At 64.4% G+C, this 24,494-nt stretch carries 31 protein-coding genes; 20 read left to right on the top strand and 11 right to left on the bottom strand.

All coding sequences use genetic code 11. From position 1 onward, the window contains the following. Positions 1 to 5: 5 nt before the first annotated feature. From ACO2Q9_RS04330 to ACO2Q9_RS04320, 3 genes are read right to left on the bottom strand one after another with little or no spacing between them, the layout of a single operon-like run. Positions 6 to 1,199 carry a vWA domain-containing protein gene (locus ACO2Q9_RS04330; RefSeq protein ID WP_423308659.1) on the bottom strand — a complete coding sequence of 398 codons (1,194 nt, stop codon included), beginning with the start codon at positions 1,197 to 1,199 and terminating at the stop codon, positions 6 to 8. A gap of 21 nt (positions 1,200 to 1,220) precedes the next feature. After that, positions 1,221 to 1,829: a GNAT family N-acetyltransferase gene (locus ACO2Q9_RS04325; RefSeq protein ID WP_423308657.1), complete on the bottom strand. Its 609-nt coding sequence runs from the start codon at positions 1,827 to 1,829 to the stop codon at positions 1,221 to 1,223. 31 nt (positions 1,830 to 1,860) lie between these two features. Continuing rightward, positions 1,861 to 2,715, bottom strand: a complete 855-nt coding sequence (locus tag ACO2Q9_RS04320) for an AAA family ATPase (protein WP_423308655.1) — start codon at positions 2,713 to 2,715, stop codon at positions 1,861 to 1,863. Positions 2,716 to 2,802: 87 nt separating this feature from the next. Here ACO2Q9_RS04320 and ACO2Q9_RS04315 point away from each other — a divergent pair, with 87 nt between their 5' ends. Continuing rightward, entirely contained in the window at positions 2,803 to 3,486 is a 684-nt protein-coding gene (locus ACO2Q9_RS04315; protein ID WP_423308653.1) for a c-type cytochrome, read from the top strand. Positions 3,487 to 3,541: 55 nt separating this feature from the next. Here the strand turns inward: ACO2Q9_RS04315 and ACO2Q9_RS04310 are convergent, their stop codons facing one another. Beyond that, entirely contained in the window at positions 3,542 to 3,976 is a 435-nt protein-coding gene (locus ACO2Q9_RS04310; protein WP_423308651.1) for a DUF1841 family protein, read from the bottom strand. A gap of 192 nt (positions 3,977 to 4,168) precedes the next feature. On the opposite strand from ACO2Q9_RS04310, the gene ACO2Q9_RS04305 reads away from it, so the two are divergent. The 5 genes from ACO2Q9_RS04305 to ACO2Q9_RS04285 all read left to right on the top strand — a co-directional run bounded on the left by ACO2Q9_RS04305 (position 4,169) and on the right by ACO2Q9_RS04285 (position 7,582). Beyond that, entirely contained in the window at positions 4,169 to 4,390 is a 222-nt protein-coding gene (locus tag ACO2Q9_RS04305) for a hypothetical protein (protein WP_423308649.1), read from the top strand. A 110-nt stretch (positions 4,391 to 4,500) separates the two neighbouring features. Continuing rightward, positions 4,501 to 5,703 carry a 3-oxoadipyl-CoA thiolase gene (gene pcaF / locus ACO2Q9_RS04300; RefSeq protein ID WP_423308647.1) on the top strand — a complete coding sequence of 401 codons (1,203 nt, stop codon included), beginning with the start codon at positions 4,501 to 4,503 and terminating at the stop codon, positions 5,701 to 5,703. Between the two features lie 10 nt (positions 5,704 to 5,713). Then, complete coding sequence (locus tag ACO2Q9_RS04295) at positions 5,714 to 6,484, top strand: sulfite exporter TauE/SafE family protein (RefSeq protein ID WP_423308645.1); 771 nt, start codon at positions 5,714 to 5,716, stop codon at positions 6,482 to 6,484. Between the two features lie 28 nt (positions 6,485 to 6,512). Continuing rightward, on the top strand, positions 6,513 to 7,130 hold the full coding sequence (locus ACO2Q9_RS04290; protein ID WP_423308643.1) for an AAA family ATPase: 618 nt from the start codon (positions 6,513 to 6,515) through the stop codon (positions 7,128 to 7,130). Further along, the gene (locus tag ACO2Q9_RS04285; protein WP_423308641.1) at positions 7,127 to 7,582 is read left to right on the top strand and encodes a MaoC family dehydratase; all 456 of its coding nucleotides are present in this window, start codon (positions 7,127 to 7,129) and stop codon (positions 7,580 to 7,582) included. Before ACO2Q9_RS04290 ends, ACO2Q9_RS04285 begins: the two co-directional genes overlap by 4 nt. A gap of 39 nt (positions 7,583 to 7,621) precedes the next feature. On the opposite strand, the gene ACO2Q9_RS04280 is transcribed toward ACO2Q9_RS04285, so the two are convergent. Together ACO2Q9_RS04280 and ACO2Q9_RS04275 are read right to left on the bottom strand one after the other, a co-directional pair. Further along, a complete protein-coding gene (locus ACO2Q9_RS04280; RefSeq protein WP_423308639.1) occupies positions 7,622 to 7,957 on the bottom strand; it encodes a hypothetical protein in 336 nt (111 codons plus the stop codon). Positions 7,958 to 8,169: 212 nt separating this feature from the next. Further along, the gene (locus ACO2Q9_RS04275) at positions 8,170 to 8,472 is read right to left on the bottom strand and encodes a DUF4148 domain-containing protein (protein WP_423308637.1); all 303 of its coding nucleotides are present in this window, start codon (positions 8,470 to 8,472) and stop codon (positions 8,170 to 8,172) included. Between the two features lie 135 nt (positions 8,473 to 8,607). Here ACO2Q9_RS04275 and ACO2Q9_RS04270 point away from each other — a divergent pair, with 135 nt between their 5' ends. Further along, the gene (locus tag ACO2Q9_RS04270; protein WP_423308635.1) at positions 8,608 to 9,585 is read left to right on the top strand and encodes a LysR family transcriptional regulator; all 978 of its coding nucleotides are present in this window, start codon (positions 8,608 to 8,610) and stop codon (positions 9,583 to 9,585) included. Here ACO2Q9_RS04270 and trmL read toward each other — a convergent pair. Both trmL and ACO2Q9_RS04260 read right to left on the bottom strand, forming a co-directional pair. After that, the gene (trmL, locus tag ACO2Q9_RS04265) at positions 9,530 to 10,006 is read right to left on the bottom strand and encodes a tRNA (uridine(34)/cytosine(34)/5-carboxymethylaminomethyluridine(34)-2'-O)-methyltransferase TrmL (RefSeq protein ID WP_423308633.1); all 477 of its coding nucleotides are present in this window, start codon (positions 10,004 to 10,006) and stop codon (positions 9,530 to 9,532) included. The two genes, ACO2Q9_RS04270 and trmL, sit on opposite strands and share 56 nt — an antisense overlap. Positions 10,007 to 10,020: 14 nt before the next feature. Beyond that, complete coding sequence (locus ACO2Q9_RS04260; RefSeq protein ID WP_423308631.1) at positions 10,021 to 10,755, bottom strand: ComF family protein; 735 nt, start codon at positions 10,753 to 10,755, stop codon at positions 10,021 to 10,023. Between the two features lie 30 nt (positions 10,756 to 10,785). On the opposite strand from ACO2Q9_RS04260, the gene ACO2Q9_RS04255 reads away from it, so the two are divergent. The 8 genes from ACO2Q9_RS04255 to ACO2Q9_RS04220 all read left to right on the top strand — a co-directional run bounded on the left by ACO2Q9_RS04255 (position 10,786) and on the right by ACO2Q9_RS04220 (position 17,134). Continuing rightward, positions 10,786 to 11,706 (top strand): biotin synthase, encoded by a 921-nt coding sequence (locus tag ACO2Q9_RS04255; protein WP_423308629.1) that lies wholly within the window; start codon positions 10,786 to 10,788, stop codon positions 11,704 to 11,706. 151 nt (positions 11,707 to 11,857) lie between these two features. Then, a complete protein-coding gene (locus ACO2Q9_RS04250; RefSeq protein ID WP_423308627.1) occupies positions 11,858 to 12,334 on the top strand; it encodes a DUF2244 domain-containing protein in 477 nt (158 codons plus the stop codon). A gap of 69 nt (positions 12,335 to 12,403) precedes the next feature. Next, positions 12,404 to 13,567 (top strand): cytochrome c oxidase subunit II, encoded by a 1,164-nt coding sequence (gene coxB, locus ACO2Q9_RS04245; RefSeq protein ID WP_423308625.1) that lies wholly within the window; start codon positions 12,404 to 12,406, stop codon positions 13,565 to 13,567. A gap of 30 nt (positions 13,568 to 13,597) precedes the next feature. Next, positions 13,598 to 15,247 carry a cytochrome c oxidase subunit I gene (gene ctaD / locus ACO2Q9_RS04240; RefSeq protein WP_423308623.1) on the top strand — a complete coding sequence of 550 codons (1,650 nt, stop codon included), beginning with the start codon at positions 13,598 to 13,600 and terminating at the stop codon, positions 15,245 to 15,247. A gap of 11 nt (positions 15,248 to 15,258) precedes the next feature. Continuing rightward, on the top strand, positions 15,259 to 15,366 hold the full coding sequence (locus tag ACO2Q9_RS04235) for a cytochrome oxidase small assembly protein (RefSeq protein WP_423309924.1): 108 nt from the start codon (positions 15,259 to 15,261) through the stop codon (positions 15,364 to 15,366). Positions 15,367 to 15,379: 13 nt separating this feature from the next. Then, positions 15,380 to 15,982: a cytochrome c oxidase assembly protein gene (locus ACO2Q9_RS04230; RefSeq protein WP_423308621.1), complete on the top strand. Its 603-nt coding sequence runs from the start codon at positions 15,380 to 15,382 to the stop codon at positions 15,980 to 15,982. Next, positions 15,979 to 16,197: a DUF2970 domain-containing protein gene (locus tag ACO2Q9_RS04225; protein ID WP_423308619.1), complete on the top strand. Its 219-nt coding sequence runs from the start codon at positions 15,979 to 15,981 to the stop codon at positions 16,195 to 16,197. Before ACO2Q9_RS04230 ends, ACO2Q9_RS04225 begins: the two co-directional genes overlap by 4 nt. Before the next feature lie 55 nt (positions 16,198 to 16,252). After that, positions 16,253 to 17,134, top strand: coding sequence for a cytochrome c oxidase subunit 3 (locus ACO2Q9_RS04220; protein WP_423308617.1), 882 nt, complete (start codon positions 16,253 to 16,255; stop codon positions 17,132 to 17,134). Between the two features lie 63 nt (positions 17,135 to 17,197). Here the strand turns inward: ACO2Q9_RS04220 and ACO2Q9_RS04215 are convergent, their stop codons facing one another. After that, the gene (locus ACO2Q9_RS04215; protein ID WP_423308615.1) at positions 17,198 to 17,422 is read right to left on the bottom strand and encodes a twin transmembrane helix small protein; all 225 of its coding nucleotides are present in this window, start codon (positions 17,420 to 17,422) and stop codon (positions 17,198 to 17,200) included. A gap of 15 nt (positions 17,423 to 17,437) precedes the next feature. Here ACO2Q9_RS04215 and ACO2Q9_RS04210 point away from each other — a divergent pair, with 15 nt between their 5' ends. Genes ACO2Q9_RS04210 through ACO2Q9_RS04190 form a run of 5 tightly spaced genes read left to right on the top strand, consistent with a single transcriptional unit; the run spans position 17,438 to position 21,543 of the window. Beyond that, positions 17,438 to 18,190, top strand: a complete 753-nt coding sequence (locus ACO2Q9_RS04210; protein WP_423308613.1) for an SURF1 family protein — start codon at positions 17,438 to 17,440, stop codon at positions 18,188 to 18,190. Beyond that, positions 18,138 to 18,857 (top strand): hypothetical protein, encoded by a 720-nt coding sequence (locus tag ACO2Q9_RS04205; protein WP_423308611.1) that lies wholly within the window; start codon positions 18,138 to 18,140, stop codon positions 18,855 to 18,857. The genes ACO2Q9_RS04210 and ACO2Q9_RS04205 overlap by 53 nt, the downstream gene beginning before the upstream one ends. Before the next feature lie 5 nt (positions 18,858 to 18,862). Beyond that, on the top strand, positions 18,863 to 20,026 hold the full coding sequence (locus tag ACO2Q9_RS04200) for a COX15/CtaA family protein (RefSeq protein WP_423308609.1): 1,164 nt from the start codon (positions 18,863 to 18,865) through the stop codon (positions 20,024 to 20,026). Continuing rightward, positions 20,023 to 20,919: a heme o synthase gene (cyoE, locus tag ACO2Q9_RS04195; protein ID WP_423308607.1), complete on the top strand. Its 897-nt coding sequence runs from the start codon at positions 20,023 to 20,025 to the stop codon at positions 20,917 to 20,919. Before ACO2Q9_RS04200 ends, cyoE begins: the two co-directional genes overlap by 4 nt. A gap of 21 nt (positions 20,920 to 20,940) precedes the next feature. Continuing rightward, positions 20,941 to 21,543, top strand: a complete 603-nt coding sequence (locus tag ACO2Q9_RS04190) for an SCO family protein (RefSeq protein WP_423308605.1) — start codon at positions 20,941 to 20,943, stop codon at positions 21,541 to 21,543. Between the two features lie 97 nt (positions 21,544 to 21,640). Here the strand turns inward: ACO2Q9_RS04190 and ACO2Q9_RS04185 are convergent, their stop codons facing one another. Together ACO2Q9_RS04185 and ACO2Q9_RS04180 are read right to left on the bottom strand one after the other, a co-directional pair. Then, on the bottom strand, positions 21,641 to 22,666 hold the full coding sequence (locus ACO2Q9_RS04185) for a Bug family tripartite tricarboxylate transporter substrate binding protein (RefSeq protein ID WP_423308603.1): 1,026 nt from the start codon (positions 22,664 to 22,666) through the stop codon (positions 21,641 to 21,643). A 72-nt stretch (positions 22,667 to 22,738) separates the two neighbouring features. Further along, entirely contained in the window at positions 22,739 to 24,451 is a 1,713-nt protein-coding gene (locus ACO2Q9_RS04180; protein ID WP_423308601.1) for a sensor domain-containing diguanylate cyclase, read from the bottom strand. Between the last annotated feature and the right edge of the window lie 43 nt (positions 24,452 to 24,494).

The following is a 24,494-nucleotide window of genomic DNA, read 5'->3' as shown; positions in this document are numbered from 1 at the left end:
GCATCTTACTTGGAGAGAAGCCGCATGGCCTCTTCCAGCCCCCGGATCGTCAGGGGATACATGCGCTGGTTCATCAGTTGCTGGATGACCGAGATGCTCTGGCGGTATTGCCAGACACCTTGCGGTTCGGGATTGATCCACGCGAACTTGGGGAAGGCATTGGTGAGCCGCTGCAGCCACTCGGCGCCGGCTTCCTCGTTGTTGTATTCGACGCTGCCGCCGGGCTGCAGGATTTCATACGGGCTCATCGTCGCGTCGCCGACGAAGATCAGCTTGTAGTCCTTGTTGTACTTGCGGATGATGTCCAGCGTCGGGAACTTCTCCGAGAAGCGGCGGCGGTTGTTCTTCCACATGAAGTCGTAGACGCAGTTGTGGAAGTAGTAGAACTCGAGGTGCTTGAACTCGCTCTTGGTGGCAGAGAACAGTTCTTCCACGCGCTGGATGTGCTCGTCCATCGTGCCGCCCACGTCCATGAGCAGCAGCACCTTCACGTTGTTGTGCCGCTCGGGCACCATCTTGATGTCCAGCCAGCCTGCATTGGCGGCAGTGGACCGGATGGTGTCGGGCAGGTCCAGTTCTTCTTCCAGCCCTTCCCGCGCGAACTTGCGTAGGCGGCGCAGCGCGACCTTGATGTTGCGCGTGCCCAGTTCCTGGCTGTCGTCGTAGTCCTTGTAGGCGCGCTGGTCCCAGACCTTCACCGCGCTCTTGTTGCGGCTCTTCTCCTGCCCGATGCGGATGCCCTGCGGGTTGAAGCCGTTGGCGCCGAACGGGCTGGTGCCGCCTGTGCCGATCCACTTGTTGCCGCCTTCGTGGCGTTCCTTCTGTTCCTCGAAACGCTTCTTGAGCGTCTCCATGAGCTCGTCCCAGCCCATCTTCTCGATGGCGGCCTTTTCCTCGGGGCTGAGTTCCAGCTCGAGGTTCTTGCGCAGCCATTCGAGCGGGATGTCCTTGGTGAAGTCGGCCACCATTTCCACGCCCTTGAAGTAGGCAGCGAAGGCGCGGTCGAACTTGTCGTAGTGCTTCTCGTCCTTCACCAGCGCGGTGCGGCTGAGGTAGTAGAAGTCGTCGATCCTGTAGCCGCCTTCTTCCGACATCGGGCCGACCACGCCTTCCTTCAGCGCTTCGAGAAGCGTCAGGTATTCCTTCACCGACACCGGCAGTTTGGCCGAGCGCAGCGTGTAGAAGAAGTCGATCAGCATGCGGATTCTTCCGGCGCCCGGTCAGGGCGTTTCGCGCCCTGGCTTGTTCAGCGTCCAGCGCAAGTGCGCCTTCACGGCGGGCCACTCGCTCTGGATGATGCTGAACACGACCGTGTCGCGCAGCGTGCCGTTGGGCATGAGCTGGTGGTTGCGCAGTACCCCGTCCTGCTTGGCGCCCAGGCGCGCGATGGCCGCGCGGCTGTCGAAGTTGAACCAGTGCGTGCGGAACTCCACGGCGATACAGTCCAGCGTCTCGAACGCGTGCTTGAGCAGGTTCAGCTTGGCTTCGGTGTTGACGCCGGTCCGCTGCACGCTCTTGCTGTACCAGGTGTGCCCGATCTCCAGACGCCGGTTCTTCGCGTCCACGTTGAAGTAACGCGTGCTGCCGACGACGCGATTGTCCGATTTGCGGCGCACGACGAAAGGCAGCGCGCCCTGTTCCTGCTGCATCCGCAGGGCGTCCTTCACGTAGGTGAGCAGTGCGTCCGGGCCGGCGACGCTGGTGTACCAGAGGTTCCAGAGCTCGCCGTCGCGCGCTGCGTCGATGAGTTCCTCACTGTGCTCCAGCTGCAGGGGCTCGAGCACCGCCCAGTGGCGGCCGGTCAGGGTGACGGGTTCGATGAAGGCCATGTCAGTCCTCCTGTTCTGGGCGATTGTTGTCTCAGCGATTGTTGCGCTGCATGAACACCAGCTTCTCGAACAGCGTCACGTCCTGCTCGTTCTTGAGCAGCGCGCCCACCAGCGGCGGCACGGCGACCTTGTCGTCCTTCGAGTGCAGGGCGGCAGCGGGGATGTCCTCGGCGACGAGCAGCTTCAGCCAGTCCAGCAGTTCCGAGGTGGACGGCTTCTTCTTGAGGCCCGGCAGGTTGCGCACGTCGTAGAAGGTTTTCATCGCGGCCGAAAGCAGTTCGCCCTTGAGGCCGGGGAAGTGCACGTCCACGATCTGCTTCATCGTCTCGGCATCGGGGAACTTGATGTAGTGGAAGAAGCAGCGGCGCAGGAAGGCGTCGGGCAGTTCCTTTTCATTGTTCGACGTGATGAAGACCAGCGGGCGGTTCTTCGCGCGGATGAGCTCGCGCGTTTCGTAGCAATAGAACTCCATGCGGTCGAGTTCGCGCAGCAGGTCGTTGGGGAATTCGATGTCGGCCTTGTCGATCTCGTCGATCAGCAGGGCGACGGGCTTGTCGGCGGTGAACGCCTGCCAGAGCACGCCCTTGACGATGTAGTTGTGGATGTCCTTGACGCGCTCGCCGCCGTCGATGTCCGACAGCTGTGAGTCGCGCAGCCGGCTCACCGCGTCGTACTCATACAGGCCCTGCTGGGCCTTGGTGGTGGACTTGATGTGCCATTGGAGCAACGGCATGTCCAGGGCCTGCGCCACCTCTTCGGCCAGCATCGTCTTGCCGGTGCCCGGCTCTCCCTTGACCAGCAGTGGACGCTTGAGCGTCATGGCGGCGTTGACCGCCAGCATCAGATCCTGGGTGGCGACGTAATTCTGGGAACCTTGGAATTTCATGGAAGATCGGGGTCCGTGCGCTGGAGGTGCACAGATATAATCGAAGGTTGATTACAAGTCTGAACTTTTACAGATTGTGCGCGCAAAATGAACAAGTTGTTGACCACGATGATTGGATTGGCTGTCGCTTCCGTGACGGCTTTTCACACGACCGCCGCCTTCGCACAGGAAGTGACGGGCAATGTCGAGAACGGCCAGAAGAAGGTGGCCATGTGCATCGGTTGCCACGGCATCGTCGGCTACCAGTCGAGCTTCCCTGAGGTTCACAAGGTGCCCAAGATCTCGGGCCAGTCCGCCAAGTACATCGCCGCCGCGCTCAATGCGTACAAGGCCGGCGAACGCAAGCATCCCACCATGCGCGGCATCGCCGACTCGCTGAACGACCAGGACATCGCCGACGTCTCGGCCTATTACGCGCAGCACGGCAAGGCCGCCAACGCGCCTGAAGTTCCCGCCGAACCTGCCCGCAAGCCCAGTGCCCAGGTCGATGCCCTGCTCAAGAAGGGCGCCTGCGTGTCCTGCCACGGCACGAATTTCGCCAAGCCGATCGACCCGGCCTACCCGCACATCGCGGGCCAGCATGCGGACTACCTGTTCGTCGCACTCAAGTCGTACAAGCAGGAAAACAACGCCAAGGTCGGCCGCACCAACGGCGTGATGGCAGGCGTCGCCAAGCAGTTCTCCAATGCGGAGCTCAAGGCCATGGCCAACTACATCAGCTCGCTCGACGGCGACCTGAAGGTCGTTCCGCAAAGCGAATTCCGCCGCTGATAGAGCTGCGCTTCAATGAAAAAGCCGCCTGCGGGCGGCTTTTTCATGGGTGGCGTCAGTCGCGTGTGGCGCGCCGCTGCACGCATTCGATGTAGGCGGCTCCGTCGGGCGGCCGGCCGGCGCGTTGCGCTTCCCACAGCATCCGGCCCAGGCACTCCATCGCTTCGTGGTGGGCGTCGTGCAGCGAATCGCGCCGCGCGGCCAGCAGCTCGACGGCCTGGCGGATGCCGCGCGGCTGGTCGATGGAACACTGTTCGCTGATCGACAGGTGCATCGACAGATGAAGGAACGGGTTCTGTGCATCGTCCCCGCCGGTGTACACGCGCTTCACGGCCGCGTCAGCGTCCGACAGGTCGGCGTGGTACTCGGGGTGCTCGGCGATCCACTGGCCCGCCAGCGTTTCGATCGCCTCCATGGGCTGGTTGCCCTGGTTCTTGGCGTGCACGCCACAGAAGAAGCGGCGCACGTCGTCTTGCGAGGGGTTGAACATCGCAGGGAGAGTAGCACGCAGGCAGCGCCCCTGTGTGCTGCGGGTGAAAGCGCGCAAAGGCGACACGACCGTGCGGCGGCGTCCTACGGAGCACGTCCCTGGGCGGTCCTACATTGCGACCCAAGGGCCGCAGTGCCGGGAGGCGAGCCCCGCGTTCAACCCCAGTTCGCATCCCGGAAGGAGAAAAAAATCATGACAGCAGCACGCATCACGGGCATCGTTCTCATCGTCCTGGGCCTGGCCGGCTTTTTCACGGGCGGCTTCAGCTTCACCAAGGACCGCACCGAAGCCAAGCTCGGCCCGATCGAGCTCACGGTGAAGGACAAGGAAAGCGTCAACATTCCCCAGTGGCTGAGCATCGGCGCGGTCGCCATCGGCGCAGTCGTGCTGGTACTGGGTTTCCGCAAGACCTGACGCGTTACGCCGGACTCGCGCCGGCCTGACCGGCCGCCGGCCCATCCCGGCGGCGACAGCTCCTCATCGCATGAACCGCTACAGTAAGCGGCTCTGAGGAGCTTTCTTTCATGCCTGAAGCATTCATCTGCGACGCGATCCGCACCCCCTTCGGCCGCTACGGCGGCGCACTGTCTTCGGTCCGCACGGACGATCTGGGGGCGATTCCGCTGAAAGCGCTCATGGCCCGCAACACCGGTGTGGACTGGGCGGCCGTGACCGACGTGCTGATCGGCTGCGCCAACCAGGCCGGGGAAGACAACCGCAACGTCGCGCGCATGGCCGCGCTGCTGGCGGGTTTGCCCCTCGAAGTGCCCGGTGCCACCATCAACCGCCTGTGCGGCTCGGGCCTGGACGCCGTGGGCACCGCCGCCCGGGCCATCAAGGCCGGTGAAGCCGGTCTCTTGATCGCCGGCGGCGTGGAAAGCATGAGCCGCGCACCCTTCGTCATGCCGAAAGCCGAGACGGCTTTCAGCCGCAACAACGCGGTGTACGACACCACCATCGGATGGCGCTTCGTCAACAAGCTGATGAAGCAGCAATACGGCGTGGATTCCATGCCCGAGACGGCAGAAAACGTCGCCACCGACTACGGCATCGAGCGCGAAGCGCAGGACCGCATGGCACTGGCCAGCCAGCTCAAGGCCGTGACCGCGCAGAAGGCCGGCTTCTTCGATGCAGAAATCACCCCGGTGGCCGTGCCGCAGAAGAAGGGCGACCCGCTCACGGTGTCGGTGGACGAGCACCCGCGCGAAACCAGCCTGGAAGCGCTTGCCAAACTCAAGGGCGTCGTGAAGCCCGATGGCACGGTGACTGCCGGCAATGCCAGCGGGGTGAACGACGGCGCTTGCGCATTGCTGCTGGCCGATGAGAAGACCGCGGGCAAGAATGGCCTCACGCCCAAGGCCCGCATCGTCGGCATGGCCACCGCAGGTGTGGCCCCTCGCATCATGGGCATCGGCCCGGCGCCGGCCACGCAGAAGGTGCTGGCGCTTACCGGCATCAAGCTCGAGCAGATCGACGTGATCGAACTCAACGAAGCCTTTGCGGCGCAAGGCCTGGCGGTGCTGCGCATGCTGGGTCTGAAAGACGACGACGCACGCGTCAACCCCAACGGCGGCGCGATCGCACTGGGTCATCCGCTGGGTGCCAGCGGTGCGCGGCTGGCGACGACGGCGGTGAACCAGCTGCACCGCACGGGCGGCCGCTACGCGCTTTGCACCATGTGCATCGGCGTGGGGCAGGGCATCGCGGTGATCCTCGAGCGCGTCTGAGTCGCCGTCCGTGGACTTTCCACTCATCACGGATGGGTACTTCTACGCGGTAGCCATTCCCGCCGTGATCCTGCTGGGCATCAGCAAGAGCGGCTTCGGCGCCGGCTTCGGATCGCTGGCCGTGCCGATCATGGCACTGGCGGTTTCCGTGCCGCAGGCCGCTGCCATCCTCATGCCGGTGCTGCTGGTGATGGACCTGCTCGGCCTGGCGGCCTATCGGCGTGACTTCGACCGCGAACTGCTGAGGTTCCTCATCCCGTGCGGACTCGTCGGCACCGTGATCGGCACCGTCATGTTCAAGCTGCTGGACTCGCATCTGGTCGCCGGGCTGGTGGGCATCTTCACACTGGTGTTTCTCGCGCAACGCCTGCTGTTCCCGCCGCGTCCGGACAGCAGGCCGCCGCCGCGCTGGGCGGGCGGCATGCTCGCGGCCACGGCGGGCTTCACCAGTTTCGTGTCGCATGCGGGCGGCCCGCCCATCAACGCCTACGTGATCCCGCTGAAGCTCTCGCCCGTGCGCTTCACGGCGACGATGGCCGTGTTCTTTTTCGTGCTCAACCTGTCCAAGTGGATTCCCTATGGCTGGCTCGGCCTGCTGGACATGCGCAACCTGGCGACGTCCATCGCGCTGCTGCCGCTGGCGCCGCTGGGTGTCTGGATCGGCGTCAAAGTGGCGCGGCGCATCAGTCCGCTGTGGTTCTACCGCATGCTTTATGCCGGCATGCTGCTGACCGGCTGCAAGCTGGTCTGGGATGGATTCTTCCAAGCCCGGCTAACATAGGGCCACATTTCCAAGCGAGGAGAAGCTCATGCCTGTCGTGGTTGTTGCGAATCCAAAAGGCGGTGTCGGGAAATCGACGCTGGCCACCAACATCGCGGGTTATTTCGCCAGCAAGGGCCATGCGGTCATGTTGGGCGACGCCGACCGGCAGCAGTCGTCGCGCCTGTGGCTGGGCCTGCGCCCGTCGGCCGCGCGGCCCATCGCCACCTGGGAGGTCAATGCCGACCTGATCGTCAAGCCACCCAAGGGCACCACGCACGTCGTGCTGGACACGCCCGGCGGCCTGCACGGCTGGCGATTCAACGACGTCATGCGCCTGGCCGACAAGGTGATCGTGCCGCTGCAGCCCAGCGTGTTCGACATCTTCGCGACGCGAGCCTTCCTCGACCAGCTGGCCGAGCATCGCAAGGCCACGCAACTGCAGGTGGGCATCGTGGGCATGCGTGTGGATTCGCGCACCATCGCGGCTGACAAGTTGCACGAATTCGTCGACAGTCTCGGTCTTCCGGTTCTGGGCTACCTGCGTGACACGCAGAACTACATCCATCTGGCGGCGCGCGGCCTGTCGGTGTTCGACGTGGCGCCGGGACGCGTGGAGCGCGACCTCGGCCAATGGAAGGCGATCTGCGACTGGCTCGACAAATGAGGGTGCTGCAGACCTTCGCGGAAATGGATGCGCTGGTCGGGCAGGAAATTGCCCTGAGCGACTGGACCACCGTGACGCAGGAGCAGGTGAACCTGTTCGCCGACGCAACGGGTGATCATCAGTGGATCCATGTGGATGTGGAGAAGGCGAAGCAGGGGCCGTTCGGCGGACCGATCGCGCATGGCTTTCTCACACTGTCCTTGCTGCCGAAATTCTTCGAGACCTCGTTCTCCGTGAAAGAGACGCGGATGGGCGTGAATTACGGGCTGAACAAGGTCCGGTTCACCTCGCCGGTGCCGGTGGGCAGCCGCCTGCGCGGGCGCATGAAGCTGCTGGCGTCTGACCCCATCGAGCACGGTGGCCGGCAGATGACCTTCGAAGTCACGGTCGAGCGCGAAGGTGCACCGAAACCGGTGTGCATTGCCGAATCGCTGGTCCGGCAATACCCCTGAAATACCCCCCGAATTCCGGGAGAGCAGGGCGGACGGCCGTCAGGCGAGTGTGGAGCCGCCGGGCTGGATCGGTTGCAACTGTCGCTCCGGCAGCCAGCCTTCGAAGTGAGGAATCAGGCTGTTGATGCGCTCGCAGGCCACGACCTCCGAATGCGCACGGGCAATCACCATGTGCAGATCGGGGCGCAACAGCCACAGGTCGGTCGCGTCCAGGCAAACGCTGATGCGGTGGCGCAATTGCTCGGCGGGGCGGCCTTCGATATCACCGACGATGGATTTGACTTGCGCGCGCAGGGCGGCGAGGCGGGCGATGCGGTTCGCCAGACCGGACTCCAGCGGAGCCGGGCCGGAGGGCCGGCCAAAGATCTTCTTCATGGGACATTCACAGGGCTGACTTGGCAGCACCTTGTGGGTCTCTGCAAGCCGTGACGGCGGCGAGGGGTGTCGCGGCCGGGCAAAGTCCTCGATTATAGGGTTTACCCTGATCAATCGGTATGCCGAATCCCCTTGAGCTGTCGCGAAAGCATCAGGGCCCCGGCCGGTCATTTCGACCGGCCGGGGCCCTGATGGCACAACGGCGGTGCGACTTACATCGCTTCCGAGTTGCCCAGTTCGCCGTAAGGAATCTGGTTCTGGCGAGCCGCGGCAATGGCCTCGTTGCGAACCGCTTCACGGCTCGTGACGGTGTCCCGGGGGGCGAGAACGCCCGTGCCGCCGTTGGTGATCTTCACCGGGTTCATGGCTTCGGCCTGAACGTCGGCGCGGGCGCGCATGGAGGTCGTGTTCAGCGGCAGCTGCGAACCGTCTGCTTCATCGGCGTGGGCGACGCCAAAGCTTGCCATCATCGACAGCGACAGGGCGGATACAGCCAGGATACGGGAGGTCTTCATGATTCAATCCTTTCGGGTTGGGTTGTTGATGGAGTGAATGTAGACCTTGCCGAGCAAAAGAAAAACTATATAGTCATCAATTGAACATTCCGGTAATTGAAATAATAACAATCAGGATACAACTTCAGTTTCATCATGGACAAACTCCTGTGCATGCGCGTGTTCCAGCGCGTCATCGATGAAGGCGGGTTCGCGGCCGCTTCCCGGGCGCTCGAGATGTCGCCGGCCGCGGTGACCCGGGCGATTGCCCAGCTGGAGCAGCATCTCGGTGCAAGGCTGATCCAGCGTACGACCCGGCGCGTGGCGGTGACCGAATCCGGCGAGCTGTATCTGCAGCGCGTGCGCAGCATCCTGGCGGAGGTGGATGACGCCGAGGCCGCCGCCACGGCGAGCACCCGGGAAATACAGGGGACGCTGCATCTGCTTGCCACACCCGTGCTCGCTTCCTACTTCCTCGCGCCCCGAATTGCCCGTTGGCGCGAGAAGTACCCGAAAGTCTCGCTCGACCTGATGATCGATCCGTTCCCGCAGAACCGCGTGGAGGAGTTCGACATGACGTTCATGGTGGTGGAGGAAGGGTATGACGCGAGCGTCGTGGCGCGGCCGCTCATCACCACCGAGTGGATCGTCTGTGCGGCACCGGCTTACCTGCAACGCTACGGCACGCCGACCACGCCGGAAGAATTGCGCAACCACGACTATCTGCGCTTCCCCTGGCAGCAGGCTTCGGGCCCGAGCTCGCGCCGCTTGCATCTGAAGCCGCTTGAGGGCGGCACGGCGCCGGTGTCGCTGGACATGCCGGTCGGCGTGCAGTCGGTGAGCTTCGATGTGCTGTATCGCGCAACGCTGGACGGCGCAGGCGTGGCGGTACTGTCCCGGCTGCTGGTGGCGTCGCACCTGGCCAGCGGTGCGCTGGTGCATCTCCTGCCCGAATGGATTTTTGGCCGCTACACGATCTATGCGGCGCTACCCAGCCGCAAGCTCATGCCGGCGCGGGTGAAGGCATTTCTCGATTTCCTGGGCGAACCGGCACCCCGGCAGACCGCGTCCGAGCGCCTCAGCCCGGCCCAACCGGCGCAAAGCCGTTCTGCCGCCACGCCTCGAACACCGTGACGGCGACTGCGTTGGACAGGTTGAGGCTGCGCTGACCGTCCAGCATCGGCAGCCTCAACCGCTGGGCCGGCGCGAATTGTTCACGGACTTCCTCGGGCAGGCCGCGTGTCTCGCAGCCGAAGACGAGCCAGTCGCCGGGCTGGAAACGCGCGTCGTGCACCGGACCCGACCCCCGGGTGGTCATGGCGAACATCCGCTCACGCGCGGGTCGGGTGCTTGCGATGAAGGCGTCCCAGTCGGCATGGCGCGCGACGGTGGTGTACTCGTGATAGTCCAGGCCTGCGCGACGCATGTGGCGGTCGTCCATCGAAAACCCCAGTGGCTCCACCAGGTGCAGCGCGCAACCCGTGTTGGCGGCCAGCCGGATGACGTTGCCGGTGTTGGGCGGGATTTCCGGGTGAACGAGGACGATGTTGAACATGGGCGCCGATTTTCTCAGTCGCCTGTGGCCTCGTCGGTGCGCGCGATCACGAGCCCGCAGACTTCCGCCGCGCCGGCCTGGCGAAGCCGTGATGCCGCTTCGTACAGTGACGCACCGCTTGTCATCACGTCATCGACGAGCAGCACGCGGCGGCCTTCCAGGGCGGCCGCCGAGAGTGGCTCCACCGAAAAAGCGCCGCGCACATTGGCGAGCCGCCGCGAGCGGTCCAGACTGCTTTGCGCCGGCGTGTGGCGGATGCGCAGCAGCAGGTCGGTCCGGATCCGGCCCCGCGCGATTCCCGGCAGATGACGCGCAAGTTCCAGCGCCTGGTTGAAGCCGCGCTCGCGCAGGCGCTCGACGGACAGGGGCATGGGCAGCACGAGATCGGCAGAAGCAATGCATCCGGCTGCGCCTGGCGCGGACTGCATGAGTCGCGCCAGCGGTCCGGCCCAGCCGGCCTGCCCCCGGAACTTGAAATCTGCGATGCATTCGGCCCACGGGTAACCGTAGTCCACCGCTGCAATGCAGGCGGAAAGCGGTGGAGGTTTCCTCGTGCAGCGCGCGCATCGCAGGTCACCGCGCGCCAGTCTGATGGCGTCGAGCGGCAACGCGCAGGTGGCGCAACGCGCGCGGGGCCCCGCGAAGCGTCCGACGCAGCTGCGGCACGCGGGCTCGGAAGGCCAGCGCCGACACAGCGCGCACTGGCTGGGAATGATGCTGGAAACACCCTCCAGCCACTGACGGAACATCGGCTCAATATACTCGGGCCGCACATCACCATGGCCACGCCCTCCGACCAGCGCCCCCCCACCATCGACCCCGTGGCTGCCCAGCGCTGGCTGCGGAAGGCGCCGCCGCAATCGCCGTGGCTGCACGAGGAAGTGGGCAATCGCATGCAGGAGCGGCTCGAATGGATCAAGCTGCAGCCGGCATCGTGGATGGACTGGGACGCCGTGGGTGGCGGGCTGGAGGCGCACCGGCGCGTGGCGCAGCGCTACCCGGGCGCCGTCGCCCATGTGAATGCGCAAAACCCGGCACGCGACGCCGCAGCCCGCGATGCACTCCGGCCGGCGTGGTGGTCGCCCCGACGCTGGCGTGCGGGCGCTGTCCGCTTCGGAGCGCCGGGCCGGGACGTCCAGATGCTCTGGGCCAACATGGCCCTGCACATGGCGGCCGATCCGCAGGACCTGATAGGCCAGTGGCAGCAGCAGGTGGCCGTCGGGGGATTCCTGATGTTTTCGTGCCTGGGCCCCGATACGCTGCGCGAACTCCGGGCGGTCTATGCGGACCTCGGCTGGCCGGCACCCGCGCACGAGTTCACCGATATGCACGACTGGGGCGACATGCTCGTGCACGCCGGCTTCGCAGAGCCGGTGATGGACATGGAGCGCATCGTGCTGACCTACCAGACGCCCGCAGCGTTGCTGGATGAGTTGCGCGGTCTCGGTCGCAACCTGCACCCGGGGCGATTCAGCGGGCTGCGAGGCCGAGGCTGGCGTGCCCGGCTGGAGCAGGCGCTGACTGCGCGGCTGGCCGACCCCGTGCAGGACGGCCGGCTGGCGCTGACCTTCGAGATCATCTACGGGCATGCCTTCAAACCCCAGCCCAAGGTGCAACTCGCGGCTGAAAGCGCGGTTTCCCTTGACGCCATGCGTTCGATGCTGCGTGAAGGCCGCAACACACCGTCGCGGCCACGCTGAAAACGGGCCGGCGCCCCATCTGAAACGGGCTGTCCCGCCTGCAAGCCGCGCTACAATTGCCCGTTGTGTCAGTTTCGGGCATCTTCCCATGCTGCGCGGCGTGCGGACAGCCTTCGGGCGATCTGTTTGCCGGCATTTGTGAACTTCAACTGTGTCGAACCCAGTATTCCGTTTCGCCACCGTCTCCGGCCAGAACATCCACTGGTTCCTGAAGCGCAATTGCTCGGTCACGCCTGCCCAACTCGGCTGGATGTACGTTTCGCTCTGCGTCGTTTCCCTTGGGATCGGCGCTTTTTTCTGGGTCCGGGGGGCGCATCTGGTGCTTCCTTTCGCCTGGATCGAACTGATGGCCGTGGGGGCCGCCTTCCTGGTGTACGCCCGCCATGCCACGGACGGCGAACGTATTTCACTGCAGGGCGCGCAACTGGTGGTGGAGCTGGAAAACGCGGGACGCCTGGAGCGCGCGGAATTCAACCGGCAGTGGGTTCGCATCGAACCGACCACGGGTGATACCTCGCTGATCGAAGTGTCCGGTCAGGGTCGCACGGTGCAGGTGGGGCGCTACGTGCGCCCCGAGCTGCGCGGCGCGCTGGCGCGCGAGTTGCGCATGGCGCTGCGCACGGCCTGAGGAGGCGACCACCCGCAGTCCAGGCCGCGGGGTGATTGTTAAATTGGACTTGGAAGTTAAGTGAACACGATGAAGAGCAATTCCAAAAAGCTGGCGTCGGCACTGCTGCTGGCGGGCGTGTGGTTCAGCAACGCCGCCCATGCAGTGAATGACCTGCCGGGCGGTCCGGCTGTGAACCAGCTGAACCTGCATCCCCCCGTCACCCGTATCGCCGAAGAGCAGCACTGGCTGCACTGGATGATGCTGATCATCTGCACGGTCGTGTTCGTGGCGGTGTTCGCGGTCATGTTCTATTCCATCTGGAAGCACCGCAAGTCCGTCGGCCACAAGGCCAAGGTGCTGGCAGAACCCATCTGGGTCGAAATCGGCTGGACGCTGGTTCCCTTCCTCATCGTGATCGGCATGGCGCTGCCTGCCACCAAGGTGCTGGTGGCCCAGAAGGACACCACCAACGCCGATGTCACCGTCAAGGTCACCGGCTACCAGTGGAAGTGGGGTTACGACTACCTCAAGGGCGAGGGCGAGGGCGTGAGCTTCATCTCCACGCTCGACGTGAACCAGCGCGTGATGTCCGACTCCGGCAAGGCCCAGGGCGATGATTACCTGCTGAAGGTCGACAACCCGATGGTCGTGCCGGTCAACAGGAAGATCCGCGTCATCACCACCGCCAACGACGTGATCCACGCGTTTGCCGTGCCGGCTTTCGGCATCAAGCAGGACGCGATTCCCGGTTTCGTGCGCGACACCTGGTTCCGCGCCGAAAAACTCGGCGACTTCTATGGCCAGTGCCAGGAGCTGTGCGGCAAGGAACACGCCTACATGCCGATCCACGTGAAGGTCGTGTCTGCCGAAGACTACGCCAAGTGGGTCGAGGCCGAAAAGAAGAAGATGGCCGCCAAGCTGGACGATCCGGCCAAGGTCTGGACGCTGGACGACATCACCAAGCGCGGCGAGCGCGTCTACGCGGCCAATTGTGCAGCCTGCCACCAGGCCAACGGCAAGGGCGCGGGCCCGATCAAGGCGCTGGACGCCTCGGCCATCGTGCTGGACGCCGACAAGAACAAGCAGATCCACATCCTGCTGAATGGTGCCGGTAACGGCGCAATGCCGGCGTGGAAGCAACTGTCCGATACGGACCTGGCCGCCGTCATCACGTATACCAAGAACAACTGGTCCAACAAGACGGGCCAGCTGGTGCAGCCGGCCGATGTGCTGGCGCAGCGTGGCAAGTGATCGCCACCAGGAATTGACAAGGAATATCCCATGAGTGCTGTTCTCGACAACCACGGCCACGACGGCGATCACGCGCACGACGACCACCACGACCACCATGCCCCCACCGGCTGGCGCCGTTGGGTGTTCGCCACCAACCACAAGGACATCGGGACGCTGTACCTGCTGTTCTCCTTCACCATGCTGATGGTCGGCGGCATCCTGGCGCTGCTGATCCGCGCCGAGCTGTTCCAGCCCGGCCTGCAACTGGTGAACCCCGAGCTGTTCAACCAGTTCACCACCATGCATGGCCTCATCATGGTGTTCGGTGCGATCATGCCGGCCTTCGTGGGCTTCGCGAACTGGATGATCCCGCTGCAGATCGGTGCTTCCGACATGGCGTTCGCGCGCATGAACAACTTCAGCTTCTGGCTGATGATCCCCGCAGCATTGATGCTCGTGCTGTCGTTCTTCATGCCGGGCGGCGCACCCGCTGCGGGCTGGACGCTCTACGCGCCGCTCACGCTGCAGATGGGCCCGTCCATGGACGCCGGCATCTTTGCGATGCACATCCTGGGTGCTTCGTCGATCATGGGCTCGATCAACATCATCGTGACCATCCTGAACATGCGCGCTCCGGGCATGACGCTGATGAAGATGCCGATGTTCTGCTGGACCTGGCTCATCACCGCCTACCTGCTGATTGCCGTGATGCCCGTACTGGCAGGCGCGATCACCATGACGCTGACGGACCGTCATTTCGGCACGACCTTCTTCAACCCCGCCGGTGGTGGTGACCCGGTGATGTACCAGCACATCTTCTGGTTCTTCGGCCACCCCGAGGTGTACATCATGATCCTGCCGGCGTTCGGCATCATCAGCCAGATCGTGCCGGCCTTCGCGCGCAAGAAGCTGTTCGGCTACGCCTCGATGGTGTACGCCACGGCCTCCATCGCCATTGCCAGCTTCATCGTGTGGGCGCACCACATGTTCACCACCGGCATGCCGGTGACCGGCCAGCTGTTCTTCATGTACGCGACCATGCTGATCGCCGTGCCGACAGCCGTGAAGATCTTCAACTGGATCGCGACGATGTGGCAGGGCTCGATGACGTTCGAGACGCCGATGCTGTTCGCGGTGGGCTTCATCTTCGTGTTCACGATGGGCGGTTTCACCGGTCTGATCCTGGCCGTGGCACCGATCGACATCCAGTTGCAGGACACCTACTACGTCGTGGCCCACTTCCACTACGTGCTGGTGGCCGGTTCGCTGTACGCTCTGTTCGCCGGTTACTACTACTGGGTGCCCAAGTGGACCGGCGTCATGTACAACGAAACGCGCGGCAAGATCCACTTCTGGTGGTCGCTGATCGCGTTCAACGTGACCTTCTTCCCGATGCACTTCCTGGGCCTGGCCGGCATGCCGCGTCGTTATGCCGACTATCCCATGCAGTTTGCCGACTTCAATGCCATTGCCACCGTGGGCGCGTTCTTCTTCGGTATCGCGCAGGTCTACTTCTTCCTGTTCATCGTCGTGCCGACGATGCGCGGCAAGGGTGAAAAGGCTCCGCAGCGTCCGTGGAACGACCCGGACGGCGCCGGCGCAGAAGGCCTGGAGTGGGAAGTCCCGTCTCCCGCGCCCTTCCACACCTTCGAGACGCCGCCCCGGCTGGATGCGTCGGCCACCAAGGTGATCGGCTGATCGTCATGGTCATGTCACCCGAGCAGAAGAAGAGCAACCGCCGCATGGGCCTGATCCTGGCCTCGATCGCGGTGGTGTTCTTCCTCGGTTTCATCGCCCGCATGGCGTGGTTCCGCTGAAGGACGTCGGGCCATGAACATTCGCCGCGAGAACGCAAGGATGGTGGGCAAGCTGGTGGTGGTCGTCGCCGGCATGTTCGCTTTCGGTTATGCGCTCGTGCCGATCTACAAGGCCATCTGCGAGTTCACAGGCATCAATATCCTTTCGCTGGCCGAGCGCGAAGTACCCGGTGTGGCCAACCGCCTGCCGGCCAACACGCAGGTGGACAGGACGCGCGTGATCACCGTCGAGTTCGACGCGAATGCACGTGGTCCGTGGGACTTCAAGCCGGCGGTGCGTTCCATGCAGGTTCACCCGGGCGAACTCAGCACGGTGATGTACGAGTTCCAGAACATCCAGGACCGCCGCATGGCCGCGCAGGCCATCCCGAGCTATGCGCCACGCCAGGCGGCCGCGCATTTCAACAAGCTTGAATGTTTCTGCTTCAACCAGTACACGCTCGAGCCCGGCGAGAAGAAGACGTGGCCGGTCGCCTTCATCATCGACCCGAAGCTGTCCAAGGACGTGACGACCATCACCTTGTCGTACACCTTCTTTGAGGTCGGCGGCAAGACGCCGCCCGCGCCGACGGCCGACGCCTCGCGCGTGCTGGTGCCGGCAGGAGCGGGAACGTGAGCACCGCCATGCAACAGGAATCGCAGAAACGCCAAGGCTCGCTGCTGCGCACGGTTCAGGCCGTCGCGTGGTCGTTCCTCGGTCTGCGTCGAAGCAAGGATTTCCAGGAGGATGTGGCGAAGCTGTCGCCGATCCACATCATTGTTGTCGGCCTGCTCGGTGCCGCGCTGTTCGTCGGCGGCCTGATCCTGCTGGTCAACTGGGTGGCAGGTTGAAAGCGCCGCCCCACGAGAAGAGTCAAAGAAAGCCTAGAGAGAGTCAGGAGTCCACATGAGTTCATCTGCAAGCGGCACCACGCCTTACTACTTCGTCCCGGGTCCTTCGCGCCATCCGGTGATGGCGGCCATCGGCCTGTTCTTCGTGATTCTCGGTGCCGGCCAGTGGATCAACGGCCACCAGTGGGGCGCTTACTCGCTCGCCTTCGGTTTGCTGTGGTGGTGGGTCGTGCTGTATCAGTGGTTCGGTGATGCCATCCGCGAAAGCGAAGGTGGCCAGTACGGTCACAAGATCGACCTGTCCTATCGCTGGAGCATGAGCTGGTTCATCTTTTCTGAAGTCATGTTCTTCGGTGCCTTCTTCACCGCGCTGTGGTGGGCCCGTTCGCATTCGGTGCCGGCGCTCGGCAGCCTGGACAACGCATTGCTCTGGCCGGACTTCAAGGCCGCATGGCCCAGCACCGGCGTTGGCATCACCGCTTCGCCGGGCGGCATCATCGAGCCGTTCCAGACCATGGGCCCGTTCTGGTTGCCCACGATCAACACCGCGTTGCTGCTCACCTCCGGTGTGACGCTGACCATCGCGCACCACGCACTGCGCGACAACCATCGCGGCAAGACCATCGCGTACATGTGGGCGACCGTGCTGCTGGGCGTGACTTTCCTGTGTGTGCAGGGCTACGAATACTTCCACGCCTACACCGACCTGAACCTCAAGCTCAATTCGGGCGTGTTCGGTTCGACCTTCTTCATGCTGACCGGCTTCCACGGGTTCCACGTGCTGGTCGGGATGCTGATGCTGCTGTTCATCACGCTGCGCCTGCAGAAGGGTCACTTCACGCCCGAGCGTCATTTCGGCTTCGAAGGCGCTGCCTGGTACTGGCACTTCGTGGACGTGGTCTGGCTGGGCCTTTACGTGCTGGTTTACTGGACCTGACGGGGCAACCCCGCAAAAGAAAAAAGCGCCGGAAGGCGCTTTTTTCTTGTTCTCCAGCAAGCCTTACTTGCCCACCGGCAGGCCCGTCGGCTGGATGTAGCCGAACTTCCACGCGAGCAGCAGGCACAGGAAGAGCACAATCGAGAGCCCGACGCGAAACGCCAGTGCCCGCGCCATGTTGCTGGTCTTCGGCTTCCCGTCCTGCCCATCCCTGAGCATGAAGAAAAGCGCGGAACCCAGACTGGCGAGAATGGCGACAAAGGCAAGCGCGATCAGCAGAAATTTCATGCAAGCGATTATCCCGTGACACGCTCCTTCCTGCGCTTCTGGCTCGTGACCGTGGCTGCGGTCGCCGGCATCGCCATCACCGCGTCCCTCGGCCGGTGGCAACTTTCGCGCGCCTCGCAGAAGGAGGCGTTGCAGGCCGCCATCGACACGCAGCGCAAGGCCCCGGCGTTGTCCGCGCGCGACCTCGAACCCCGGGCCGATCTCGTGCCGCTTCTGCACCGGCCAGTGGTGTTGCGCGGAACATGGATTGCGCAACACACGGTGTTTCTCGACAACCGGCAGATGTATGGCCGTCCCGGGTTCTATGTATTGACTCCCCTGCTTCTGGAAGGCGCAGATCGCGCTGTCGTCGTGCAGCGGGGCTGGGTCCCCCGCAATTTCGTGGACCGCACGCAGCTGCCCGAGATCGCGACACCGCAGGGCCTGGTGGAGATCACCGGCCGCATTGCCAACGCGCCGCCCCACCTGCTCGAACTCGGGGGCAGCGACGCGAAGGGGACTGAAGGAAAAGGGGCATCGCGTATCCGGCAAAATCTCGACCTGGCGGCTTTTCGTTCCGAAACCGGGCTGGCGCTGGCCGACGGCAGCGTGCTGCAGACCGGCGCTGGCAGCGAGGGCCTGCTGCGCGACTGGCCTGAAGTCGGCACGGGTGTCGAGAAGCACTATGGCTACGCATTCCAATGGTTCGGCCTTTGCGCCCTGATTGCATTCCTTTATGTCTGGTTCCAATTCATTGCCCCCCGCAGACGCCAGCGTCCGACCACCTGACGAACCGCTGGGCCTGACGGTGCATTCCATGCCTGTGCCGGGCTCCATGGCCGATCCGCAGCGAACGGTGCGCGGCCGCTGGAAGATGATCGCAGTGCTGCTGATGTGCGCTGCGCCGGTGATCGCTTCGTACTTCACCTACTACGTGATCCGTCCGGAAGGCCGGCGCGCCTATGGCGAACTGATCGAGCCGCAGCGCACCATGCCGGCGATCGACGCCACTGCGCTCGACGGCACGCCGGTGCCGCTGACGTCGCTGCGCCACCAGTGGTTGCTGGTGGCGGTTACCCCCGGTGCATGCGACGCGGTGTGCGAGCGTGACCTGTACCTGCAACGCCAGTTGCGCGAGGGTGTCGGACGGGAGAAGGACAGGCTCGACCGTGTCTGGATCATCACCGACGACGCGCCCGTGCCCGGGAACCTGAAGCCTGCGCTCGCGGGCGCAACCGTGCTGCGGATTCCAATGGCGGAGTTGTCGGGATGGATCGAGCCTGCTCCCGGACACACGTTGCAGAGCCACCTGTATGTCGTGGACCCGATGGGCAACTGGATGATGCGCTTTCCGCCTGACATGGACAACGCCGGAGCAGCCCGTGCCAAGCGCGATCTCGAACGCCTGCTGCGCGCGTCTGCATCGTGGGACCAGGCCGGCCGGCCTCAGAAGTGAACCGCATGGACGCCCAGCCCCTGTACGACCTGTCTCCCGTGGCGCGCATGATGCTCATGGGCGTCGTGATCGCGCTCGGGCCGCTGGCCTGGGTGTGGATGCGCAACAAGCAGGCTTCGCCGGTGCGTCGCCTGCATGTGCTCACCGTACTGACGCTTTTCCTCACCTTCGACCTCGTGCTGTTCGGCGCCTTCACACGGCTCACCGATTCCGGACTCGGATGTCCGGACTGGCCGGGGTGTTACGGCAATGCCAGCCCGGTGGGCGCACATGCCGAGATCAGCGCGGCCCAGCAAGCCATGCCGACAGGCCCAGTCACGCATGGCAAGGCCTGGGTCGAAATGATCCACCGGTATCTGGCAACTGGCGTGGGCGTGCTGATCCTGACACTCGCGGCCGTCACCTGGCTGGAACGCAAACGCAATCAGGGCGGCGTACCCGTGAGCCCCTGGTGGGCGACGGCAACGCTCGTCTGGGTCTGCCTGGTCGGTGCATTCGGCGCGCTCACGGTCACGATGAAACTGTTCCCGGCCATCGTCACGTTGCACCTGCTGGCCGGGCTCACGCTGCTGGTGCTGCTGTGCGCGCAGGCCGTGCAGTACGGGCATGCGCAGCATGCGTTGGTGCCGGTCGCCGTGGCACCGGGCACGCGCCGGTGGCTGCTTGCGGCGTTTGTCGCGATCTTCCTGCAGGTCGCGCTGGGCGGCTGGGTCAGCACGAACTACGCCGTGCTCGCATGCCGCGACTTCCCGCAGTGCCAGGACAGCTGGTGGCCCTACATGGATTTCGCGCAGGGCTTCGAGATCTGGCGTCCGCTGGGCATGACTTCTGATGGTGAGCACATCGGCTTTGCGGCCCTCACGGCCATTCACTATGTGCATCGTCTCTGGGCCATCGTGGCGCTCACGACGCTGTTCATGGCCGCCTGGAGGCTCTGGCGCATTCCCGCGCTGCGTACGCAGTCGCGCTGGATGGTCGGTCTGGGCATCTGGCAATTCGCCACGGGGCTGTCCAACATCGTCTTCGAATGGCCGCTCATTGCCGCGGTTTCGCACACGGGCGGCGCGGCGGCCATGCTCGTCATCCTCACCTGGGCGCTGTGCGAAAGCCGCTCCGACCCGCACACCATCAATGCCTCACGTCTCAGGGTGACGGAGGTGTCGGCATGAGCGACGCTGCACTGAACGCCTGGCCTTCGCGCTTCTCGCAGTTCTACGCGCTGACCAAGCCGCGTGTGGTGCAACTCATCGTGTTCTGCGCGCTGATCGGCATGGTGCTCGCCGTACCGGGCATGCCGGGCTGGCACGACGTCCGCCTCGCGGCAGTCGCCTGTCTGGGAATCTGGCTGGTAGCCGGCGCCGCTGCAGCCTTCAACTGCCTCGTGGAAAAGGGCATCGACGCGAAGATGAAGCGCACGGCCTGGAGGCCGACCGCCAAGGGTGAGCTGAGCGACCGGCAAACGCTTGCGTTCTCCGCGGCGCTGTGTGCTGCCGGTTCCGTGCTGCTCTACGTGTGGGTCAATCCGCTCACGATGTGGCTCACCTTTGCCACCTTCGTGGGCTACGCGGTCATCTACACCGTGATCCTCAAGCCGCTCACGCCGCAGAACATCGTGATCGGTGGCGCCTCGGGCGCCATGCCGCCGGTGCTCGGCTGGGCCGCGATGACAGACAACGTGGGGCCGGAGGCGCTCATCCTCTTCCTCATCATCTTCCTGTGGACGCCGCCGCATTTCTGGGCGCTCGCGCTGTATCGCGTCGAGGACTACCGCAAGTCCGGCCTTCCCATGCTGCCTGTCACACATGGCAGCGAGTTCACGCGCCTGCAGGTGCTGCTCTACACGATCATCCTGTTCGCGGCTTGCCTGATGCCGTTCGCCTACGGCATGAGTTCATGGATCTATCTTGCCGCCGCCGTGGTGCTGAGCATCGGTTTCTGTGCCTATGGATTTGCGCTGTGGCGCAATTACTCGGACGCACTGGCACGCAAGACCTTCCGCTTTTCGCTGATCCACCTGAGCGTGCTGTTCGCGGCGCTGCTGGTGGACCACTACGTGTTGTGATCAACCTTTGTGATGGAACGCATGAACAAACGTGATTTCCTGCGCGCTGGCGGCATGGCCCTGTTGCCCGCTGCGGCCGTGACGCTGCTGGCTGCCTGCTCGGACCCCAAGCCCGCATTCAAATCGGTGGACATCACCGGCGCCGACTACGCCAAGGACTTCAGCCTCACCGACCACAACGGCCAGGTGCGCAGCATGAAGGATTTCAGCGGCAAGCTGGTCGTGCTGTTCTTCGGCTTCACGCAGTGCCCGGACGTGTGCCCGACCTCGATGTTCGAACTGGCCGAAGTGAAGAAGGCCCTGGGCGCAGACGGCAACCGCCTGCAAGGCGTATTCATTACTGTCGACCCAGAGCGCGACACGCCTGAAGTGCTCAAGGCCTACATGGAGAACTTCGATCCCACCTTCCTCGCGCTGCGGCCCACGCCCGCGCAACTGGAAGCCCTGTCGAAGGACTTCAAGATGTACTACAAGAAAGTGCCCGGCCAGACACCCACGAGCTACACGATGGACCACTCCGCCGCCAGCTACGTCTACGACACCCAGGGCCGCCTGCGCCTGTACACCCGCTACGGCATGGGTGCCGCAGCCCTGACATCGGATTTAAAGCAACTGCTAGCCTGAGGCCGAAGGCCAAAAAAGCGAGGGCCCGTGGATCCGGCTCCGCCGGTCCACCAGGCCGCCCCCTTTTGGGGGGAAGCGCCAAAGGCGCCTCGGGGGGTTACTCTGCTTTTATTCCCCGCATCGCAATCACACCACCCAGCAGGTTGGTATCCGACTTGATGCGGTTGGCCAGGCCTTCAGCGGAAGTGCCCGCCACTTGCCAGCCTTGCTGGAACAGCTTGGAGCGGACATCGGGTGAGCGCGCGATCTCGCTCACCAGCGCCGACAGCTTGGCCACGATCGGCTTGGGCATGGAAACCGGCGCTGCAGCGGCCGTCCAGATCTCGAGCTGGAATCCGGTGACACCGCCTTCCGACAGGCTGGGGATTTCCGGCACCAACGGGCTGCGGCTGATCGAGGTCACGCCGATGGCGCGAAGCTTGCCGGCACGCACCTGCGCCGCTGCCAGCCCCGGGGGCAGCAGCGACAGCTGGATCTGCCCGCCGATGATGGCGTTGATCACCTGCGGGTTGCCCGGGTAGGGGACATGCACCGGGTTGATGTTGGTTTTGGTCTTCAGCAGTTCCATCCCGATGTGACCCACGGTGCCGACACCGGGCGTGCCGTAGCTCCACTTGTCGCCCGCGTTGCGCGCGGCGACGAAGAAATCCTGCGCGCTCGCGCCGGGGGCGTTGGCAGGCGCTGCCAGGACCAGGGGGGCCGTGCCGATCAGGCTGATCGGAGCGAACGCCTTGAGCGGGTCGTACGGCACCGACGGGTTCAGCAGTTTCGCGATCGTCATGTTGCCGTTGATCATCACGCCAATGGTGTGGTCGTCGGTCGCCTTGGCCACGAGATCGGCGGCAATGTTGCCACCTGCACCCACGCGGTTCTCGACGAGGACCGGCTGGCCCAGCGCCTTGCTCAACGGCTCGGCGATCGTGCGAGCCACGAGGTCGGGCGTGGAACCGCCAGGGAATCCGACGATGATGCGCACGGGCTTGCTCGGCCAGGAGGCGGCGATGTCAGGGGCGGCCGGACGGACCGCCTTGGTCTGGGCGAACGCCGGGGTGATCAGCGCTGCAGCCAGCGCCGTCGCAGGGACGGCGGCCAGCAGGGCGCGACGGGAGAAATTCGAATGCATGCTGTCTTCCTCGATTGAAGGCCGGCTCTTCCGGCCGTAAGACCGCAATGCTAACCCGCATTCGCGACAGTTTCAGACAATGCGGATGGTCTTGCGCGAATCCGACGTGATCGCGAGCAGATGATCCTGCAATCGTTGCAGAAGGATGGCCGCCTCGGGTGCATCCGGCCCACGTCGCGGCTGAGTCGCGACCACGTGGAAGCGCAGCGACACCGATGGCGGCAAGGCGCGTGATTCGCGCAGCCCGCGCGCGACGATGGCGGTTGCCAGACTGCTGAGCTGGTCTTCGTGGATCGGGCCGCGCACGAGCAGGCCGAATTGCGCGTCCGACAGGCGGGCGGCGATATCGACGTCCTTCGCCAGCGCACGCAGGTGCAGCCCTGCCACGACCAGCGCGCGCTCGCCCATTTCCGGCCCGTATTCACGGGCGATGGCGTCGCGGTTGGCCACTTCGATCGCGAGCAGCGCGAAATTGTCGCCCTCGGCGCGCCCGAGCGCTTCGGTCAGCTTGCGTTCCAGCACGTTGGCGGTCGCCAGACCGGTCAGCGCATCGGTGCGCGGCAGCCCCTCGTTGCGGTGGAAGCTTTCGCGCCGGCGCATGGCACGACGGCTCAGCGCGTACAGCAGGATGGGTGTCTCGAAGGCAGCGGCGATGGCCAGGCTGTAGCGCGTCAGGGCGCTTGTGGGAATGAGCTCGAGGCTGCGCGCCATGGGGAACAACGCACCGATGGCCACGGGCAGCAGGCCGACTGTGAGCAGGATGGCATCGGGGTCATCGCCGCGCCACCACACGACGACCAGCAGGCCGAGGATGGCGACGATGGTCACGAGCGTCATGCTGGTGAGCAAGCGGAAGGTCAGCATCGTGCTGAACAGGCCGTCGGCGACGCAAACGAGGATCTGGATGATCATCAGTGCGATGGCGGCGCGATCGAGTTGTACCGAGAAGCGCGCGGGCTGGGTGATGACGCGGACCATCCACAGCCCTGCGGCCGTCGACAGCGGCGGCAACACGAACGCGGCGATCTGGTTCCAGTGCAGCCAGTTCGGCCACAGGTATTGGCCGCCGATGCCCAGATAGGCAAGCTGGCCCATCGTCAGCACCAGCACGTAGAGGCCGTAGGCGGCCAGGTTTCGATCCCGCCAGCCGATCGAATAAGCGGCGCCGAGAACGATCACGAGTGCGGCCAGCCCGAAATACGCGCCGAGCATGAACTGGCCGCTCTCACGCGAGCCCGTGAGTGTCTTGTGGTTGGCCAGTTGGATGGGGGATGCGAACGCGATGCGTGCGTGCTCGATGCGCAGCCAGTAGGTCACGCCCACCTGTGGCTGGGAACTCAGCTCGAAAGTCGGAAAACGGCCAGGCAGCGGCCAGAGCGGCACGGGTACGTTGTCACCTGCGTCCTGGATGATCCATTGGCCGTTGAGGTCCCGGTAGTAGAGCGTGCCACGGTCGAGCCCGGACAGCACGACTTCAAGAAACCAGCGTGAACGGCTGTCGCCGATGGTTGCGTCAAAACGCAGCCACAAGGCTTTGCCATCGATGGCATGGATGCGGCTTTGCTCGTAGGGCTTCCACGCGTCGGGTGCAACCTCCGTCGCATCCTTGAGGCTTGCCTGTCCTGTGGGGTCGATCCAGTACGCCGCGTGCTTGTCCAGCGCCACGGGTTCCATTTCGTTGTAAAGATCGAGCGTACCGCCGGGTACGGGCTGGGCTTGCGCATGGATCGCGAGTGCGGTCCACAACAGGACCGTGCAAGCCTGGCGCCAGATTGTTCGCCACATGTTGTTCTGACTTTCCCTTGCCCGATTGTCGCAGAGCCCCTGT

Source organism: Variovorax sp. VNK109, from assembly GCF_049445855.1.
In the GTDB taxonomy this organism is placed as follows: Bacteria; Pseudomonadota; Gammaproteobacteria; order Burkholderiales; family Burkholderiaceae_C; genus JAGOCV01.
Note: the sequence above shows the minus strand (reverse complement) of the source record. Positions and strands in the feature narration are given on the sequence as shown.